Here is an 18,563-nt window from a genome sequence, read left to right as displayed (position 1 = left end):
CCCGTTTCCCGCTTCCGCTCACCGCGCGCCCGAACCGGCGATCTCGTCCGCCGCCCGCGTGGCGGAGGCGATGGTGGCGGGGATGCCGACCCCGTCGTACGCCGCCCCGCACACCCGCAGTCCCGGCAGCGCCGCGACGGCCTCCCGGATGCGCGCCACGCGCGCCAGGTGGCCCACCGGGTACTGCGGCAGCCCGCCGATCCACCGGGTCACGCGCGTGGCCACCGGCCGCGCGGAGATGCCCACCGCGTCCCCGAGGTCGCTCAGCGACGCGCGCACCAGGTCGGCGTCCTCGCGCTGCACCTGCTCCTGCTCGCCGTACCTGCCCACCGACGTGCGCAGCACGAACAGGCCGGGAGCCGCGTCGTCGACCCATCCCCACTTGCGGGAGGAGAACGTCGCCGCCTTGATCGTGCGCCCGTCGACCGGCGGTACGAGGAAGCCGCTGCTGTCCTGCGGCAGCGCGGCGACGTCCGCGCGGCGGAACGCCATCGTGATCAGCGCCATCGAGGCGTACTCGACCTCGGCGAGCTCGGCGGAGGCCTTCGGAGCCACATCGGCCAGCAGCGCGGAGCTCGACCAGGCGGGCGTGGCGAGCACGATGGCGTCAGCGGTCAGCACCTCCTGATCGGTGCGGACGTGCCAGCTGTCGGTGGCGCGGGACAGGCCGAGCACGGGCGCCTTGGTGCGCACCTCACCGCCCGCCGCGCGCACCGCGTCGGCCACGGCGCCCGGGAGGCGCCCGATGCCCCCGTCGACGCCGTTGAACACCGGCCCGCCGGACGGTGCGGGCCCGCCGGTGGCGGGCGCGGACGGCGCGGCCTGGAGCGAGCGGACGGCGTCGAGCAGCGACCCGTGGCGCCGGGCCGCCGCGTACAGCCCCGGCACCGCGGCGCGCATCGAGATGCGGTACGCGTCGCCGGCGTACACCCCGCCGAGCAGCGGCTCGACCAGCCGGTCGACCACCTCGCGGCCGAAACGCTCCGCCACGTACGCGCCGATGGCGACGTCCTCGCCCACCTCGGCCGGCGGCAGCGCGCGTTCCCCGGAGATCCTGTCGAGGCCCTCCTGCGACAGCAGTCCGGCGAGCGCGGCCGGGTCGCCGGGCACGCCCATCACGTGGCCCTTCGGCATCGGCCGCAGCGCGCCGCGCGTCCACACCGAGGACGTCGTCGCCCTGGGCGGCTGGAGCCGGCCGCCCAGGCCGACCGCGCCGGCCAGGTCGGAGCCCTCGGGGCGGCGCGCCAGCATCGACTCGGCGCCGAGGTCGATCGGCGCGCCCTCGATCTCGCCGGCGTGCAGCTTCCCGCCGACCCGGTCGCTGCCCTCGAGGACGGTGACGGTGGCGCCCGACGCGAGCAGCCGGTGCGCGGCGGCGAGACCCGCGATGCCGCCCCCGATGACCACCACACGCCCGGGTGAGGCCCCCGCGGGACGCGCGCTGAGTGTGTGCTGCGTGCTCGGCTCCATGGCTCTCACTCTCTCAAACCGGCGCGTGGTGCCGTCCGCCGCGTAGCGTTCCGGCAGCGGGATGGCCGATGCGAAGGGGAGTGCGATGGCGGCGGAGCGCATGGTGGTCGTCGGGGGTGACGCGGCGGGCATGTCCGCCGCCTCCCAGGCGCGCAGGCTGAGGGGCCGTGACGAGCTGGAGATCGTCGCCTTCGAGCGGACCCGCTTCACCTCGTACTCCGCCTGCGGCATTCCCTACTGGATCGCCGGGGACGTGCGAGAGCGCGACGCGCTGGTGGCGCGCACGCCGCGCGAGCACGCGGAGCGCGGCATCGACCTGCGCACGGGCACCGAGGTCGTCGAGCTCGACGTGCCGGGGCAGCGGGTGCTCGCGCGCGACCTGGAGAGCGGTGAGGAGGGCTGGACGGGCTACGACAAGCTGGTGCTGGCGACCGGCGCGAGCCCCGTGCGGCCGCCACTGCCCGGCATCGACGCGCCGAACGTGCACGGCGTCCAGACGCTCGACGACGGCCAGGCCCTCATCGACACGCTGGCCCGTACCGAGGGGCGGCGCGCCGTGGTCGTCGGCGCCGGGTACATCGGCGTCGAGATGGCGGAGGCGCTGCTGCGCCACGGGTACGAGGTCACCGTCGTGCACCGGGGCGAGCAGCCCATGTCGACACTCGACCCCGACATGGGGCGCATGGTCCGCGACGCGATGACCGGCATGGGCATCACGGTGGTGGACGGCGCCGCCGTCACGGGGATCGTCACGGGCGCGGACGGACGGGCGTGCGCCGTCGCCACGGACGACGCCGAGTACCCGGCGGACGTCGTCGTCCTCGGCATCGGCGTCCGGCCGCGTACGGAGCTCGCCGAGGCGGCGGGGCTGCCGCGCGGCACGTCCGGGGGACTGCTCACGGACCTGTCGATGCGGGTGCGCGGCCATGAGGACATCTGGGCGGGTGGCGACTGCGTCGAGGTGCTCGATCTGGTGTCGGGCCGCACGCGCCACATCGCGCTCGGCACCCACGCGAACAAGCACGGCCAGGTCATCGGCGCGAACGTGGGCGGCGGCTACGCTACGTTCCCCGGCGTCGTGGGCACGGCCGTGAGCAAGGTGTGCGACCTGGAGATCGCCCGCACGGGATTGCGCGAGAAGGACGCCCACGCGGTGGGGCTGCGGTTCGACACCGTGACGATCCGCTCCACCAGCCGGGCCGGCTACTTTCCCGGCGCGGCGGAGATGACGGTGAAGATGACCGCGGAGCGGCGCACCGGCCGGCTGCTCGGCGTGCAGATCGTGGGGCGCGAGGGAGCCGGCAAGCGGGTGGACGTGGCGGCCGTCGCCCTGACCGCCGGCATGACGGTGGAACAGATGACGTCACTCGACCTCGGGTACGCGCCGCCCTTCTCGCCGGTCTGGGACCCGGTCCTGGTGGCGGCGCGCAAGGCCACAGCTAAGCAGCGCGCGGGCGGTTGAGCCAGGGGCGCCCGGGTACGTGGGCGCGTCCCCCCGGCGCGCCGCCGTCAACCGCGCCTCTCAAACGAACAGTTGGTGCACCACCCCTTGACGCCCTCTTTGGTCTAGTCCAACTATGAGGGTGCGTGTCAGCGCGCCGCCGGACGGCCCCACCCTCCGGCCGGCGCGCCGTACCGGCTTCCCCACAGCCACCGAAAGGGCATCACCCATGCGCAGAATTCGCCATGCGACCGCCGGCCTCGCCACCGCGGCCCTCGCCGCGTCCGCCGCCCTCGCGTCCGGCGGTACCGCGTCCGCCGCGCCGGCCGCGGGCGCCACCACGTTCGCCCCGTACACGGACATGTCGAACGGTCAGGAGGGCCTGCTCGACACGGCGATCACCCAGCACGGCGTGAAGACCTTCACCGCGGCCTTCGTCATCGGCTCGGGCTGCAACGCCATCTGGGGCGACACGCTGCCCGTCGGCGGCGACTCGTACACGGACCCGCTCATCAAGAAGGCCCAGTCCGAGGGCGCTTCGGTCATCGTGTCGAACGGCGGCGCCGCGGGCTACCCGCTCGGCTGGACGTGCACGGACCAGAGCGCCATCAAGGCCGGCTACCAGAAGATCATCAGCGCCTACGGCGTGAAGTCCCTCGACTTCGACATCGAGGGCGGAGCCGTCGCGGACCAGACCTCGGCCGTCCGCAACTGGACGGTGATGAAGCAGCTCAAGGACGCCAACCCAGGCCTGACCGTGTCGGCGACGCTGCCCGTCCTGCCCAGCGGGCTCACCCAGGACGGCGTGAACATCCTCAAGTCCGCCAAGTCGGCGGGCCTGAAACTCGACGTCGTCAACGCCATGACCATGGACTACTACCAGGGCAACCAGGACATGGGCCAGGCCGCCATCAAGGCCGGCCAGGCGACGCTCGCCCAGATGAAGTCCGTCGACTCCTCGTACACCTACGCCAATCTCGGCATCACGCCCATGGCCGGCACCAACGACGACGGCTCGACCTTCACGCTCGCCGACGCGGCCACCGTGAAGAACTGGGCGGCCTCCAACGGCGTGGGCCGGTTGTCCATGTGGTCCGTCAACCGCGACCAGAGCTGCGGGGGCTCGTTCGCGCTCGCGGCCTCGTCCACCTGCAGCGGCGTCTCGCAGGCCAAGCTCGCCTTCACCGACGCCCTGAAGTAGGCGCAGCCGCCCGCACAGCCCGGGGCCGGCCGGAGGAAACGCCCCTGCCGGTCCCGGCTCGGCGAGCCGTCCGCTCGGCGAGCGGTCCGCTCGCCGGGTCAGCGAGCCGTTCGCTCGTGCACGAACTCGACGAGGCGGGTCAGCGCGTCCGGGTCCGTCGCCGGCATGACCCCGTGGCCCAGGTTGAACACATGCCCTTCGAGGCCGGACGCCGCTTCCAGCGCGGCCGCCGCCTTCGCCTCCACGGCCTCCCGCGGCGCGAACAGCACCGCCGGGTCCAGGTTGCCCTGGAGGGCCTTGCCGGGGCCGACCCTGCGCGCCGCCTCGTCCAGCGGCACGCGCCAGTCGACGCCGACGACGTCCGCGCCGGCCTCACCCATCAGGCCGAGCAGCTCGCCCGTGCCGACGCCGAAGTGGATGCGCGGCACGCCGTACGGGGCCGCCTCGGCGAACACCTTCGACGACGCCGGCATCACGTAGCGACGGTAGTCGTCGGGCGCCAGCGCCCCCGCCCACGAGTCGAACAGCTGGACCGCGCTCGCGCCCGCCTCGATCTGCACCTTCAAAAACGCCCCGGTGATCGCGGCGAGCCGGTCGACCAGGTCGGACCACAGGTCCGGCTCGCCGTACATCATGGCCTTGGTCCGCTCGTACGTGCGCGAGGGCCCGCCCTCGATCAGGTAGCTCGCGAGGGTGAACGGCGCACCCGCGAACCCGATCAGCGGGGTGGCGCCGAGTTCGGCCGTGAGCAGGCCGACGGCCTCGGTGACGTAGGGCACGTCGTCGGGCGTGAGCGGCCGCAGCCGGTCCAGGTCGGCGCGCGTGCGCACCGGGTCGGCGATCACGGGACCGACGCCCGGCTTGATGTCGAGATCGATGCCGATCGCCCTGAGCGGCACCACGATGTCGCTGAAGTAGACCGCCGCGTCCACCTTGTGCCGGCGCACCGGCTGCATCGTGATCTCGGTGATCAACTCGGGGCGCGTGCAGGACTCCAGCATCGGCACGCCCTCGCGCACCTTCAGGTACTCGGGCAGCGACCGTCCCGCCTGGCGCATGAACCACACCGGGGTGTGCGGCACCTCCTCGCGTCTGCAGGCGCGCAGGAAGGCCGAGTCGTGCGTGGCGGTGTTCGTGGTCGGCTGGCCCGTGGGGCGGTGCTGGTTGCTCACGTCCGGAATCTTCGCATGTGTGGCCGAGAGGCAGGCCCCGCACGGGTGTCCCTCCCTGCGCGCGGGCCGTGTTCGGCCTACTCTTCCCCGCATGGCCGCGGCTCAGGGACAGTTCTCCGATCATTCGAACGACGCAGGTGGGAAGGAAAACGCGCCGGGCGCTCCACTACCGCCCGCCTTCCTCGCCGCGGTGGAGGCGCTGCGCGCTGCGCGGCCGGGTCAGGAGATCGAGATCGAGCCGACGCGGGCGCCGCAGCGGCTCGCGCCGCACGCGTACGCGCTGGAGGCGACCGTCGTCGACGGCGAGGACGACCTCGCGGACGGCCGCCTCGTCCTCCTGCACGACCCGGCGGGCCACGAGGGATGGCACGGAACGTTCCGCCTGGTCACTCTCGTACGGGCGGAGCTGGAGCCGGAGATGGCGAGCGATCCGCTGCTGCCCGACGTGTCCTGGTCGTGGCTGACCGGCGCGCTGGAGGCGCGCGGGCTCGGTTACGGCGAGCCGAGCGGCACGGTCACACGCGCGGGCTCGCACTACTTCGGCGGTCTCGCGGAGCGCCGTCCGAGCAACCAGATCGAGATCAGGGCGTCGTGGACGCCGCGCGAGGGGCACGGAGGCGTTCCCGACACGGCGGCGCACCTGGCCGCCTGGTGCGACCTGCTGCGCCAGATCGCGGGCCTGCCTCCGGCCACCCCCGGCTACGGCCCGCAGCCGTCGTCCGCGGAGGCGGGACCCGGCGGGGGAGTGGTCTCCCTGCCGCAGCGCCGCGGCCCCCAGGCGACCTGACGCCGACGGGGGGCGCTGGGCGGGCGCGTTCGTTGCCCCGCCCGCCCGGTGGGCATTCCCCGCCCGCCGGGCCACCCGTCCGGGCGCGAGGGCGTCCGTCCCGTCCGGTGCTCAGCCGCACTGGTTGACCGGACGCCAGGCAGCACTCACGACGGCCCGGTGACTGTCATCTTCCGGCGGGCCCGCCGCCTCCGGCTGATCTCCGCGCGTGACCCGTTCCACTCAGGGCCACGCGCCCCGGCCCGGCACGCGACGTCCCCGTCTGCACCGGACACCGCTGCGGCACTCACGACGGCTTCGGCGTGGACGCTCGGTGTCGCGTCAAGTCCTCCGGCAGGTTGATCGCCGGACCCCAGGCGGAGCGTCCATGCAGGGCAAAGTCGAGTGAGTGTCCGAATTGCCCCAATTGTTACTCACTAGATCGTGATCTTTCCCTAAAGGCGGGCGGGATAGCTGCCGAAGAGGTCAGTGACCCTGTCACACACGGTTCCCCCCGGCTCAATCCCCCCAGCCGGCCCCGTCCGCACCTTCCCCAGGAGGCCTGGTGTCCGTTCTCCTCGAGCAGCCCGCAAGCCTGGTCGCCTACCGCCCGAACAAGCCGACGGCCATGGTCGTCGTGGCCGATCCGCGCGTCCGCTCCACCGTCACACGCCACCTGTGGGCGCTCGGAGTCCGTGACGTCATCGAGGCGTCGTCCATCGCGGAGGCACGTCCCCGCGTGGGCAGCCCGCGCGACATCTGCGTGGCCGACGTCCACCTGCCCGACGGCTCGGGTCTCACCCTGTTGTCCGAGACCCGCGCGGCGGGCTGGCCCAACGGCCTCGCCCTCTCCGCGGCGGACGACATCGGCGCGGTACGCAACGCACTCGCAGGCGGCGTGAAGGGCTACGTCGTCACCGGTACACGCACGAACATCGGCCACCCCAGCCGCCCGGGCGCCGCGCCGATCGGCGCCGGCGCCCGTATGCACCGCCGCCCGCCGGGCGCCCCAGGCGCCCCGAGCCACCCCGGTGGCTACCGCGAGCTGTCCGGCCGTGAGGTCGAGGTGCTCAGGCTCGTCGCCGAGGGTCAGTCCAACAAGGCCATCGGCGTCTCGATGGGCCTGTCGGCGCTGACCGTCAAGAGCCACCTCGCCCGCATCGCGCGCAAGCTCGGCACGGGCGACCGCGCCGGCATGGTCGCCGTCGCGCTGCGGACCGGCATCATCCACTGACCGCGTCGTCCGAGGTCCCGCGGGGCCCGCACCGCCCGTCGACGGAACGTTCCGTCGACGGGCGTCCCGCGTTCACGGATACCCTTGACGGGTGACCGACGCCCAAGAGACCGCAGCAGACCCGGAACTGCGCACCACGGGGGGCCCGCGGCGAGAACCGTGGGTGTCGCAGCCGGCACCAGACGTCGCCCCGGCGCCGATCCCCTTGCTGGAGCCACGCGAGGGCATCCCGCCCGTCGTCGCCACCGAAGCGGCGCTCGCCGAGGTGGTCGCGGCCTTCGCGGCGGGTCGCGGTCCCGTGGCCGTCGACGCGGAGCGTGCCTCCGGGTACCGGTACGGGCAGCGCGCCTACCTCGTCCAGCTGCGTCGTGAGGGTGCGGGCACGGCGCTGGTCGACCCCGTCGGCTGCCCCGACCTCTCCGGGCTCGGCGAGGCGATCGCCGGTGCCGAGTGGATCCTGCACGCAGCCACCCAGGACCTGCCGTGCCTGCGCGACATAGGCATGCGGCCCACCAGGCTCTTCGACACGGAACTCGCGGGACGGCTCGCCGGCTACCCGCGCGTGGGGCTGGGCGCCATGGTCGAGACGGTCCTCGGCTTCTCGCTGGAGAAGGGCCACTCCGCCGTCGACTGGTCGAGCCGCCCGCTGCCCGAGCCCTGGCTCAGGTACGCGGCGCTCGACGTCGAACTGCTCGTGGACCTGCGCGACGCGCTGGAGAAGGAGCTCGACCGGCAGGGCAAGCTGGAGTGGGCGCTCCAGGAGTTCGACGCCATCGCCACGGCCCCGCCGGCGCCGCCGCGCAAGGACCCCTGGCGGCGCACGTCCGGGATGCACAAAGTCCGCAGGCGCCGGCAGATGGCCGTCGTGCGCGAGCTGTGGAACACCCGCGACCAGATCGCGCGGCGGCGTGATGTCTCGCCCGGCAAGGTGCTCGGCGACGCGGCGATCGTCGAGGCGGCGCTCGCGCTGCCGCAGAACGTGCACGCGCTCGGCGCCCTGCCCGGATTCGGGCACCGGGTCGGCAGGCGCCAGCTCGAGCAGTGGCAGGCCGCGGTGGACCGCGCACGCGCCCTGTCCGAGCCCGACCTGCCGCAGCCGGGGCAGGCGCTCCAGGGGCCGCCGCCCCCGCGCTCCTGGGCCGACAAGGACCCGCGGGCGGCAGCCCGGCTCTCGGCCGCGCGCGCCGCGGTGACGTCCCTCGCGGAGGAGCTGCACATGCCGCAGGAGAACCTGATCACGCCGGACACCGTCCGCCGCGTCTGCTGGGAGCCGCCCACCGAGCCCACGCGGGAGGCCGTGGCGGAGGCGCTGCGCGGGCACGGCGCCCGGCCGTGGCAGGTCGAGCAGGTGACCGGGCTGCTGACCGAGGCGCTGTCGGCCGCGTAGCGGCGCGGCGCTGGGCGCCGGCCGCGCCCGGGCGGGGCCCTGTCGGGTCCCACCGGGTGCGGCGGTGCCGGGTGTGAGGTTGAACGCTCGCCATGATGGGGGTGGGCAGGCTAATTACTCGCGAGTAGCATTGGCGGCAGCGCGCCACCGTGCGCGCCGCAGCTGTGCCACCCCGCACCCTGGAGGAGAGCCAATCGTGCCTCGTACCGTCAGGGACGTCGTCTTCGTCGACGGCGTCCGCACCCCGTTCGGCAAGGCGGGCCCGAAGGGCATCTACCACGAGACCCGCGCGGACGATCTCGTCGTCAAGTCGATCCGGGAGCTGCTGCGGCGCAACCCGGACCTGGACCCGGCCCGCATCGACGAGGTCGCCGTCGCCGCGACCACGCAGATCGGCGACCAGGGCCTGACCATCGGCCGCACCGCGGGCATCCTCGCCGGCCTGCCCACGTCCGTGCCCGGCTACGCGATCGACCGCATGTGCGCCGGCGCGCTGACCGCCGTCACCACCACGGCGGGCTCCATCGCCTTCGGCGCGTACGACGTCGTCGTCGCCGGCGGCGTCGAACACATGGGCCGCCACCCGATGGGCGAGGGCGTCGACCCCAACCCGCGGTTCGTGTCCGAGAAGCTCGTCGACGAGTCCGCCCTGTTCATGGGCATGACCGCGGAGAACCTGCACGACCGGTTCCCGCACCTCACCAAGCAGCGCGCCGACGAGTACGCCGTGCGCTCCCAGGAGCGCGCGGCCAAGGCGTACGCGAACGGCAGGATCCAGCAGGACCTGGTGCCGATCTCGGTCCGCCGCACCTCGCCCGAGGCGGGGGAGACCGGCTGGGGCCTCGTGACGGCCGACGAGCCGATGCGCCCCGGCACCACGCTGGAGATGCTGGCCGGCCTCAAGACGCCGTTCCGTCCGCACGGCCGGGTCACCGCGGGCAACGCGGCCGGCCTCAACGACGGCGCCACCGCCTCCATCATCGCCGCCGAGGACTTCGCGCGCGAGCAGGGCCTGCCGGTGCGGATGCGCCTCGTCGGCTACGCCTTCGCAGGCGTGGAGCCCGAGGTCATGGGCTACGGACCGATCCCGGCGACCGAGAAGGCCCTCGCCAAGACGGGTCTTTCGATCTCCGACATCGGGCTGTTCGAGATCAACGAGGCGTTCGCGGTGCAGGTGCTCGCGTTCCTCGATCACTACGGCATCGCGGACGACGACGAGCGCGTCAACCAGTACGGCGGCGCCATCGCCTTCGGCCACCCGCTCGCCTCGTCCGGGGTACGGCTGATGACGCAGCTCTCCCGGCAGTTCGAGGAGAACCCGCACGTCCGCTACGGCCTGACGACGATGTGCGTCGGCTTCGGCATGGGCGCGACGGTCGTCTGGGAGAACCCGCACTTCGACGGAGGCAGCAAGTGAGCAACATCGCCGAACTGCTGAAGGGCGCGGCCGAGGTCTTCCCGGACGAGGTCGTCACCCAGGCGCACGTGCGCCACCTCGACCTGCCGGCCGACGCCGGGCGCTTCGCGCTGATCACGCTGGACAACGGGTTCGACCACACGAAGCCCACCAGCTTCGGGCCGCAGTCGCTCGCGAACATCGACGCGGCGATCGACCAGGTCGAGCGCGAGGCCGCGGACGGCACCATCGTGGGCGTCGGCGTCACGGGCAAGCCGTTCGTCTTCGCCGTCGGCGCCGACCTCAAGGGCGTCGGGCTGCTGCGCAGCAGGGACGAGGCGGCCGCCATCGGCCAGGCGGGCCACGACGTGTTCGCGCGGCTCGGCGCCATCGCCGTCCCGGCGTTCGCGTACTACAACGGCGCGGCGATGGGCGGCGGCGTCGAGATCGGCCTGCACTGCCAGTACCGCACGGTCTCCTCCTCGATCGCGGCGTTCTCCTTCCCCGAGGTGTTCCTCGGCCTGGTGCCCGGCTGGGGCGGCTGCACGCTGCTGCCCAACCTGATCGGCGCGGGACCCGCGGTCAACGTCATCATCGAGAACGCCCTCAACCAGAACCGCCAGCTCAAGGGCGAGCAGGTCTTCGAGCTCGGCATCGCCGACGCGATCTTCGAGGCCGCGGACTTCCTGGAGCAGTCCCTCGTGTGGACCGCCGCCGTGCTCAAGGGCGAACTGCAGGTCGTACGCCCGGAGATCGACCGCGGTGAGGCGTGGGACCAGGCCGTCGAGTGGGGCAGGGCCGTCGCCGACTCCAAGGTGCACGGCGCGGCCCCCGGTGCCTACCGGGCGCTCGACATCATCGCCCGCGCCAAGGACGGCGATGTGGCGGCCGGGTTCGAGGCGGAGACCGAGGCGCTCGCCGACCTCGTGATGAGCGGCGAGCTGCGCTCCGGCATCTACGCCTTCAACCTCGTCCAGGGACGCGCCAAGCGGCCGGCCGGCGCGCCGGACAAGAACCTCGCGCGCCCCGTCAACAAGGTCGGCGTGGTCGGCGCGGGCCTGATGGCGTCCCAGCTGGCGCTGCTGTTCGTGCGCCGCCTCCAGGTGCCCGTCGTCCTCACGGACGTCGACCAGGAGCGCGTCGACAAGGGCGTCGGCTACGTGCACGCCGAGGTCGACAAGCTGCTCGGCAGGGGCAGGATCGACCAGGACACGGCCAACCGCCTCAAGGGCCTCGTCACCGGCGTGCTCGACAAGGCCGAAGGGTTCTCCGACGCGGACTTCGTCATCGAGGCCGTGTTCGAGGAGATGGGCGTCAAGCGGCAGGTGTTCGCCGAGGTCGAGGCCGTCGTCCCCGAGACGGCGATCCTCGCCACCAACACGTCGTCCCTGTCGGTCGGCGAGATGGCGGCGAACCTCGCCCACCCCGAGCGGGTCGTCGGCTTCCACTTCTTCAACCCGGTCGCCGTGCTGCCGCTGCTCGAGGTCGTACGCGGCGAGCGCACGGACGACGCGTCGCTCGCGACTGCGTTCGCCGTGGCGAAGAAGCTGCGCAAGACGGCCGTGCTGGTCAAGGACGCTCCGGCGTTCGTCGTCAACCGGGTGCTGACCCGCTTCATGGGCGAGATCCAGAACGTCATCGACGAGGGCACGCCGGTCGAGGTCGCGGAGCGTGCCGTCGAGCCGCTCGGCCTGCCGATGTCGCCGCTCGTCCTGCTCGAACTGGTCGGCCCCGCGATCGGCCTGCACGTCTCCGAGACGCTGCACGCGGCCTTCCCCGGCCGGTTCACCGTGTCGCAGAACCTGCGGGCGGTCGTGGAGGCCGGCAAGCGCGGCTTCTACGTCCACGACTCGGGCAAGCCCGAGCTCGACCCCGACGTCCTCGCCCTGATGCGCCAGGGGGACACGGTCCTGACGGAGGAGCAGGTCCGTGACCGTGTACTCGACGCGGTCGCCGAGGAGATCGGGCTGATGCTCGACGACGGCGTGGTCGCGGAGGCGCAGGACATCGACCTGTGCCTGATCACCGGCGCCGGATGGCCCTTCCATCTGGGCGGCGTGACGCCCTACCTGGACCGGGAGGGCGTCTCCGAGCGGGTTCTCGGACGGCGCTTCCTGCCGCCGGGCGTCGCGAGCGTGCCGGCGACGGCGTAGCCGCCGAAAAGGGCGGGGCACGGGCGCGGCAGCCCGTACCCCGCCCTTTTCCGTGCCCGGTGGTGCCGAGGTGGTGCCGAGGTGGTGCCGAGCATGACGGCCGCTGTCCCGTTGTGTGATGAGCGTATGACGGCGGGGCCCGGTGGCGATTTCCGCTGGTGTGCTGGGGCCATGCAGAACGAAACCAAGCCCCGTCGCACCCTGATCCGCCCTCGCCAGCGCCGTCCTGCCGCCGCCGTGGCCGCACTCACCATGGCCGCTGGTGCCGTCCTGGCCGGGTGCGGCGGCTCCGCCGGAACCGGCGTGCGGTCCGAACCCGCGCCGTCCGCATCGGCCCATGCCAAGGACAAGAAGGTCCTGTGGCTGGGTGACTCCATAGCCGGCGTCGAGGCGCTGCCCCTCGGCGCGGCGCTGAAGGCGAGCGGCGTCGGGTTCAGGAACGACTCCTCCGACGGCGGCGGCACGATCGTCGAGGGCGACAAGATGTCGCTTCCGATCGCGCGGTCGACGTGGAAGCGACTTCGCAAGGATCTCGCCTCCTACCGGCCCGACGTGCTCGCCTACCAGATCACCACCTACGACTGGGGCACGCCCCAGCAGCAGCGCGCCTCGTACGAGAAGCTGGCCAAGGCGGCCGGGAACGCCGGCGCCGACCTCGTCATCGTCTCCGCGCCGCCGTTCAAGGTGGACGACTTCTACAAGAAGCACGCGGCGGACATCGAGAGCGCGCCGAAGGCGGCCGCCAAGGTTGCCGATGCCGACGGCGCGAAGGTGGCGTTCGCCGACGCGTCGGCGCTGTGGGGCACGGACGCCGGCGCCGCCAAGGCCCAGCGGTCGGCGGACGGCATTCACTCGTGCCAGCAGGGGTCCGCGGCCTTCGCCAAGTGGTTCACCGAGCGGCTCGGCAAGCGGTACGGATTCGCCCCCGCCCCGCCGGACGAGTGGGCCACGGGGCCGTGGGTGTCGAACCAGAGGTACGCCAAGCTCGGCTGCAAGTGACCGATGGCCCAGCACAGTGCGGCTCCGCGCCGCTCACAGCCCTCACCCGCCCCACGCGCCACGCCCCGCGCGGGCCGCCCGCATCTCGCCCCGCTCGACGGTCTGCGAGGACTGGCCGTCGCGGCGGTGCTGCTCTTCCACGCCGGCTACCTGCGCGGCGGCTTCCTCGGCGTCGACCTGTTCTTCGTGCTGTCGGGCTTCCTGATCACCGGGCTGCTGCTTTCCGAGACGGGGAGAGCGGGCAGGATCGACCTGGCCGCCTTCTGGGCACGCAGGGCACGGCGCCTGCTCCCGGCCCTGGTCGTCATGGGCGTGGCCACCCTGCTCCTGGCCTGGGCGTTCGGCTCCCCGAGCCTGCTCGCCTTCGCCCTCGACGATGCGCCATGGGCCGCCGCGCAGGCGGTGAACTGGCACTTCATCGCCGAACAGGTCGGCTACTGGAACGCCTCGGACACGCGCCTGTTCTCCCATCTGTGGAGCATCGCCGTGGAGTGGCAGTTCTACCTGGCCTGGCCGCTGGTGGTCCTGGCGGCCGGCCGCGGACGCCGCGGCGAGCACCGGGTGGCAGGCCTCGCCGTGGTGGGTGCCGTCGCTTCCCTCGCGTTGATGATCATGTTTGACAACGCGGTGGACACCACGCGGGTCTACGAGGGCACCGACACGCGGGCGTTCTCGCTGCTGCTGGGGGCCGCGGCGGCCACCCGGCCGGTGAGGGCACGGCTCGCCCGCGTACCGCGGCAGGCGGGGCATGTGTTGTGCGCCGTCCTGGCGTGCGGCCTGGTGGCGTCCTGGGCGCTGACCGACGGGCAGCACGCGCCGGGACTGTTCGAAGGCGGGATGTTCCTGCACTCGCTCGCCGCCGCCGTGCTGATCGCGGCGCTGGCCGCGGCGCCCGACGGACATGCCGGGCGGGTGCTGGGAAGCGTGGTGCCACGCGGGCTGGGAGAGCTCTCGTACGGCCTGTACCTGTGGCACTGGCCGGTGTACCTGCTGCTTCCCCCGGACGTCCTCGGCTTCGGGGGCCTGCCCCGTACGGCCGTGCTGATCGCGGTGTCCCTCGCCGCGGCCGCCCTGTCGAAGAGGCTGGTCGAGGACCCGGTACGGTTCCGGGCCCGGTGGGCCACCGGGCGCCGCGGGCTGGCCGTGCTCGCCGCCACCGCCGTGGTGGCGGCCGGGGTGTGGGTGGCGATACCGCAGCCCCGGCTGGGCGCCGGGACGGTGGACGTGCACCGGCTGATGGAACCGTAGCCCCCGCTCGGCACCTCCAGGACAGCAGAGACCGGGCAGTCGCGGTGAAGGAGGGCGGGCCCATGAGACGTCTTCCGCGGCGCCGGGCCGCCCTGGCCCTGTGGCTGCCCGCGGCCGCCCTGCTCGCCGGCTGCGGGGTCACGGCCACCGGCCCCGAGAGGGCCGGCCCGCCGGCCGAGGGCCGGCGGGTCGAGGTGCGGGCGCACGTGTTCCGCGTGTACTTCCTCACGTCGCGCGGCATCTGGCCCGTCGCCCGTACCGCACCGGAGGACGCCGGGCCGCAAGGCGCCCTCGACGCGCTCCTGGCCGGGCCCACGCCCTCGGAGCACGCACGCGGGCTGCTCACCGCGCTGCCCCCGGGCACGCACCGGGTCAAGGCCCGGGCCTCGCGGGGAGCGGTCGACCTGTACCTGCCGTGGCTGGTGTCGGAGCTGGACAGGACGGCCGTCAGCCAGCTCGTGTGCACGGCCGCCGCCGCGCCGGGCATCCCCGGCTCGGCGAAGGTGCCCGACGTGGTCGTGCGGATCCACGAATCGGGTCTGCCGGGGGAGGTATGGCCCGTGCTGTGCGACGGCAGCGGCGCCGCCGCCCCGCTGAACACCGGCGGCCGGGCGCGCTGACGCGCCGGCGGACGACGACGAAAGCGAGACAGCGCCCATGACACGAGTCCTGCTGATCGAGGACGACCCCGCCGTCCGCAGGGGCGTCACCCTCGGGCTGCACCGCCGCGGCCACGAGACGGAGGCGGTCGGCACCGGGGAGGACGGTCTTGAGGCGCTCGCCGCCGCGCCGCCCGACATCGTGCTGCTCGACCTGATGCTGCCCGGCATGAGCGGCCTCGAGGTCTGCCGGCGTGTCCGCGCGACCAGTCAGGTGCCCCTTGTCATCCTCTCCGCACGCAGCGACGACGTCGACGTGGTCGTCGGCCTGGAGGCGGGCGCCGACGACTACATCGTCAAACCCGCGAGCGACGAGGTCATCGAGGCCCGCATGCGCGCCGTCCTGCGCCGCCTGGCCCCCTCGCAGCCCGATGCCCGCGCGGGGGACGAGCGCGCCACCTACGCGGACCTGGAGATCGACCGCGCGGCGCTGACCGTGCGCAAGCGCGGCGAAGACCTCGCGCTCGCGCCCTCCGAACTCAAGCTGCTGCTGTTCCTGTCGGCCTGGCCCGAGCGGACCTTCGGCCGCCAGCAACTGCTCGAAGAGGTCTGGGAACACAGCTACTACGGCGACTTCAGGCTCGTGGACGCCTGCGTGACGCGCCTGCGGGCCAAGATCGAGGACGACCCGCGCCGGCCGCGCTACGTCCAGACCGTGCGGGGCTTCGGCTACCGCTTCGGCCCGCTGTGAGGCGCCGCCTCCTGCCGCACGGCCTGCGCGCCCGGCTGGTCGTCACCTTCGTCCTGCTCTCCGCGCTCTCCGCCCTGACCACCGCGGCGCTGACGTTCCACCAGGCACGCGACGCGATACTCGGGCGCGCCCAGGACAGCGCGGTGCACGACCTGCGGGCCCAGGTCGACTCGCTCGCCCCCGACCTGCCGGCCCACCCCGCCGCTTCGGACCTGCGCAACCTCGCCGTGCAGCTCGACCGCGCGGGCGGCGCCCGCGACTGGCGCACCGCGGCCGCCTACCGCGGTGGCCCGCCGACGGCCGCTCACACCCCCGGCCCCGTGCTGCCCGCCTCTCTGCGAGCCTCCGCCGCGTCGGCCACCATGGCGCTGGCGCAGCGCTTCCACGACCAGGGGCGGCCCCGCCTCGCCATCGCCCTGCCCGTCACCTCCGCGGGCCGGCCGTCAACGTCCTCGGGGCTCGTCGTCTACGCGACCTTCTCCCTGGAGCCGCAGCAGCAGGACGTCGCCTCGCTGATCGCCGCCGCCCGCGCCGGTGCCCTGCCCGTCGTCGCCGCGTCCGCCGTGCTCGCCCTGCTGGCCGCCCGCCGCTTCCTGCGCCCGGTCAGCAGGCTGCGCGCGGCCGCCGAGACCATGGCCACCGGCGCACTCTCCACCCGCATCGACGTCACAGGACACGACGAGATCGCCGAGCTGGGCCGTACCTTCAACACCATGGCCGCGACGCTGCAGGCCGACGCCGCCGCCCTGCGCGGCATGGAGGCCAAGGCCCGCAGGTTCGCCGCCGACGTCTCCCACGAACTGCGCACCCCGCTCGCGGCGATGACCGCCGTCACCGGCATCGTCGACCACGACGCCGCGTCCGGCCGGCTCGCGCCGGAGACCGCGGAAGCCCTCGCCCTGGTCGCCGGCGAGACACGCAAACTCGCCCGCATGGTCGAGGACCTGATGGAGATCTCCCGGTTCGACGCGGGAGCCGCACGGCTCAACACCGACGAGATCGACATCGGCGAACTCGTCCGCAAGACACTCGCCCTGCGTCAGTGGCAGGGCCGGGTGGACGTCGACACGCCCGAGGGGCTGCGCGCCCGCCTCGACCCGCGCCGGATCGACGTCGTCCTCGCCAACCTCGTCGGCAACGCCCTGCGCCACGGCGGGCCGCAGCCGCGGGTGAGCATCCACGCCCACGCGTCGTCGGGCGCCCTCACGATCACCGTTCGCGACGACGGACCCGGCATTCGCGGCGAGGTACTGCCGCACGTCTTCGACCGCTTCACCAAGGGGGACGGCGCCCGCACGCGCAGCGGCGGCAGCGGCCTCGGACTGGCCATCGCCGCCGAGAACGCCCGTCTGCACGGAGGCACCCTCATCGCCGCCAACGCGCCGGAAGGCGGAGCGGTCTTCACCCTCACCATGCCGCACGGGCCGGAATGAAACGCCACTACAGACCCCTGGTCGCCGTTGTCGCGCTGCTCCTGGCGCCGCTGACCGCGTGCTCCGTCGGCGACGCGGGCCCGGCGCCGGCCGGATCGCCGGCCGCGGGAGTGCCCGGCACCCCGTCCCGCCCGGCGGCCGCCGTCCACGTCTACTTCTACTCGCCGCAGGGGCTCGAACCCGTCTCGCGGCCCTACCGGGGCCCCGATCCCGCCGGTGCCGCTCTCCGGCAGCTCGCCCAGGGGCCCGACCCGGCCGAACGCGCCCGCGGCCTGATCAGCTACGCCCCCGCCAGGCCACCCGTCGTCATGGCCCGCGGGGAGGGCTCGGTCCAGGTGTTCGCGCCGCTCGGGTACTGGGAGTCACGGGCCGCCATGCGCCAGCTGGTGTGCACCGCCGCCGGCGCGGTGAGCGCGGCGGACGGGACGAGCCTGCGGTCGGTCAAGGTGACCGTCCACCGCGCCACGAGCGCCGGCTCCGTCACCGGCGCGTGCACCCCGTAGCGACCGGACGCGACGGCCTCAGCGGCCCCGGGGCGCGCCGGCGGCGGCCTCCAGGGCCGGGTGGTCGGCGATCACCGTCGCGCTGCCCGGGGCGATCTCCGTGAAACCGGCGTCCTCGACCAGCGGCAGCCCGCTCGCGTGCAGGTCCCGCCACTTCTCCCGCGAGGCGACCCGCGCGGCCAGGGCGAAGCCGCTCTCGTGCCATGCCGTCCTGCCCGCCTCGGACAGCGCCCACCAGGCCAGCTGCGCGCCGTGCCCCGCCTGGGCGCACGCCTTGCCCGCCGACATCTCCAGGTCCGGGTTGAACCAGAGCACCGGCACACCGGGCGCAAGCGGCGCGAGCGGCTCGGCGTCCGGCAGCTCCGTGCCCGAGACCTGGAGGCGCGCGAGCTCCTTCGGCCAGCCGTCCAGCGGCACGGGCGGGTGCACCCGCACCTCGGCCGGGTTCTCGGCGCGCGTGCCGGTCACCGTGATGCCGGGCAGTGCCGCCGCCCTGCGCCACTCCGCGCCGCGCGCCCTGCGCACCACCTTCCTGATGCGCGCGTCCTGCCAGTCCCGCATGCGGGCGGCCCACTCGCCCCCGTCGAGCGACCGCTCGTCGGAGAGGATCGTCAGCACGGCGCGCGCCGCCGTCTCCAGCGCGTCCGTGCGGGACGGCGGCGCCGTCCGTTCCAGGCGCAGCACCAGCGGCAGGACGAACTGCGGGGCCTCGTCCCTCGGGTCGTCGCGCGGCATGTCGTTCGGCTCAGTGGTCACCGCGCAAGTCTCTCAGGCCGCTTCTTGGCGGAATCCAACGCTCCGGGTGAATAT

Annotated in this window: 16 protein-coding genes; 13 read left to right on the top strand and 3 right to left on the bottom strand. The window is 73.7% G+C overall.

Annotated features, from left to right (window positions below):
- Positions 1-18 precede the first annotated feature (18 nt).
- Positions 19-1,470, bottom strand: coding sequence for a protoporphyrinogen oxidase (gene hemG, locus JFN87_RS04300; RefSeq protein ID WP_209338505.1), 1,452 nt, complete (start codon positions 1,468-1,470; stop codon positions 19-21).
- A gap of 85 nt (positions 1,471-1,555) precedes the next feature.
- On the opposite strand from hemG, the gene JFN87_RS04295 reads away from it, so the two are divergent.
- Complete coding sequence (locus JFN87_RS04295) at positions 1,556-2,932, top strand: FAD-dependent oxidoreductase (protein ID WP_209338504.1); 1,377 nt, start codon at positions 1,556-1,558, stop codon at positions 2,930-2,932.
- 208 nt (positions 2,933-3,140) lie between these two features.
- Positions 3,141-4,112: a chitinase gene (locus JFN87_RS04290; protein WP_209338503.1), complete on the top strand. Its 972-nt coding sequence runs from the start codon at positions 3,141-3,143 to the stop codon at positions 4,110-4,112.
- A 98-nt stretch (positions 4,113-4,210) separates the two neighbouring features.
- On the opposite strand, the gene hemE is transcribed toward JFN87_RS04290, so the two are convergent.
- On the bottom strand, positions 4,211-5,284 hold the full coding sequence (gene hemE / locus JFN87_RS04285) for a uroporphyrinogen decarboxylase (RefSeq protein WP_307865296.1): 1,074 nt from the start codon (positions 5,282-5,284) through the stop codon (positions 4,211-4,213).
- 91 nt (positions 5,285-5,375) lie between these two features.
- Between hemE and JFN87_RS04280 the strand changes: the two genes are divergently transcribed.
- From JFN87_RS04280 to JFN87_RS04230, 11 genes are all read left to right on the top strand, one after another.
- Positions 5,376-6,071 carry a DUF3000 domain-containing protein gene (locus tag JFN87_RS04280; RefSeq protein WP_209338501.1) on the top strand — a complete coding sequence of 232 codons (696 nt, stop codon included), beginning with the start codon at positions 5,376-5,378 and terminating at the stop codon, positions 6,069-6,071.
- Positions 6,072-6,615: 544 nt separating this feature from the next.
- Positions 6,616-7,284 (top strand): response regulator transcription factor, encoded by a 669-nt coding sequence (locus JFN87_RS04275; RefSeq protein ID WP_030901040.1) that lies wholly within the window; start codon positions 6,616-6,618, stop codon positions 7,282-7,284.
- 91 nt (positions 7,285-7,375) lie between these two features.
- Positions 7,376-8,671 (top strand): HRDC domain-containing protein, encoded by a 1,296-nt coding sequence (locus JFN87_RS04270; RefSeq protein ID WP_209338500.1) that lies wholly within the window; start codon positions 7,376-7,378, stop codon positions 8,669-8,671.
- Positions 8,672-8,867: 196 nt separating this feature from the next.
- Positions 8,868-10,088, top strand: coding sequence for a thiolase family protein (locus JFN87_RS04265; protein ID WP_209338499.1), 1,221 nt, complete (start codon positions 8,868-8,870; stop codon positions 10,086-10,088).
- Positions 10,085-12,220, top strand: coding sequence for a 3-hydroxyacyl-CoA dehydrogenase NAD-binding domain-containing protein (locus JFN87_RS04260; RefSeq protein WP_209338498.1), 2,136 nt, complete (start codon positions 10,085-10,087; stop codon positions 12,218-12,220). The genes JFN87_RS04265 and JFN87_RS04260 overlap by 4 nt, the downstream gene beginning before the upstream one ends.
- 171 nt (positions 12,221-12,391) lie before the next feature.
- Positions 12,392-13,219: an SGNH/GDSL hydrolase family protein gene (locus JFN87_RS04255; protein WP_209338497.1), complete on the top strand. Its 828-nt coding sequence runs from the start codon at positions 12,392-12,394 to the stop codon at positions 13,217-13,219.
- A 3-nt stretch (positions 13,220-13,222) separates the two neighbouring features.
- Entirely contained in the window at positions 13,223-14,467 is a 1,245-nt protein-coding gene (locus tag JFN87_RS04250; protein ID WP_209338496.1) for an acyltransferase family protein, read from the top strand.
- 62 nt (positions 14,468-14,529) lie between these two features.
- Entirely contained in the window at positions 14,530-15,087 is a 558-nt protein-coding gene (locus JFN87_RS04245; RefSeq protein WP_209338495.1) for a GerMN domain-containing protein, read from the top strand.
- 37 nt (positions 15,088-15,124) lie between these two features.
- On the top strand, positions 15,125-15,817 hold the full coding sequence (locus JFN87_RS04240; RefSeq protein WP_209338494.1) for a response regulator: 693 nt from the start codon (positions 15,125-15,127) through the stop codon (positions 15,815-15,817).
- Complete coding sequence (locus JFN87_RS04235) at positions 15,814-17,250, top strand: ATP-binding protein (protein WP_209338493.1); 1,437 nt, start codon at positions 15,814-15,816, stop codon at positions 17,248-17,250. Before JFN87_RS04240 ends, JFN87_RS04235 begins: the two co-directional genes overlap by 4 nt.
- Positions 17,247-17,753: a hypothetical protein gene (locus tag JFN87_RS04230; RefSeq protein WP_209338492.1), complete on the top strand. Its 507-nt coding sequence runs from the start codon at positions 17,247-17,249 to the stop codon at positions 17,751-17,753. Before JFN87_RS04235 ends, JFN87_RS04230 begins: the two co-directional genes overlap by 4 nt.
- Before the next feature lie 18 nt (positions 17,754-17,771).
- Here JFN87_RS04230 and JFN87_RS04225 read toward each other — a convergent pair whose 3' ends face one another.
- Positions 17,772-18,488, bottom strand: coding sequence for a peptidyl-tRNA hydrolase (locus JFN87_RS04225; RefSeq protein ID WP_209338539.1), 717 nt, complete (start codon positions 18,486-18,488; stop codon positions 17,772-17,774).
- Positions 18,489-18,563 lie beyond the last annotated feature (75 nt).

The sequence above is a fragment of the Streptomyces montanisoli genome (assembly GCF_017813245.1).
Lineage (GTDB): Bacteria > Actinomycetota > Actinomycetes > Streptomycetales > Streptomycetaceae > Streptomyces > Streptomyces montanisoli.
Note: the sequence above shows the minus strand (reverse complement) of the source record. Positions and strands in the feature narration are given on the sequence as shown.

Bases quoted from the DNA above. Each gene is read 5' to 3' on its own strand.
- JFN87_RS04225 (WP_209338539.1), bottom strand. From the start codon at position 18,488: ATGCCGCGCGACGACCCGAGGGACGAGGCCCCGCAGTTCGTCCTGCCG.
- JFN87_RS04230 (WP_209338492.1), top strand. From the start codon at position 17,247: ATGAAACGCCACTACAGACCCCTGGTCGCCGTTGTCGCGCTGCTCCTG.
- hemG (WP_209338505.1), bottom strand. From the start codon at position 1,470: ATGGAGCCGAGCACGCAGCACACACTCAGCGCGCGTCCCGCGGGGGCC.
- JFN87_RS04280 (WP_209338501.1), top strand. From the start codon at position 5,376: ATGGCCGCGGCTCAGGGACAGTTCTCCGATCATTCGAACGACGCAGGT.
- JFN87_RS04255 (WP_209338497.1), top strand. From the start codon at position 12,392: ATGCAGAACGAAACCAAGCCCCGTCGCACCCTGATCCGCCCTCGCCAG.
- JFN87_RS04295 (WP_209338504.1), top strand. From the start codon at position 1,556: ATGGCGGCGGAGCGCATGGTGGTCGTCGGGGGTGACGCGGCGGGCATG.
- JFN87_RS04250 (WP_209338496.1), top strand. From the start codon at position 13,223: ATGGCCCAGCACAGTGCGGCTCCGCGCCGCTCACAGCCCTCACCCGCC.
- JFN87_RS04240 (WP_209338494.1), top strand. From the start codon at position 15,125: ATGACACGAGTCCTGCTGATCGAGGACGACCCCGCCGTCCGCAGGGGC.
- JFN87_RS04290 (WP_209338503.1), top strand. From the start codon at position 3,141: ATGCGCAGAATTCGCCATGCGACCGCCGGCCTCGCCACCGCGGCCCTC.
- JFN87_RS04245 (WP_209338495.1), top strand. From the start codon at position 14,530: ATGAGACGTCTTCCGCGGCGCCGGGCCGCCCTGGCCCTGTGGCTGCCC.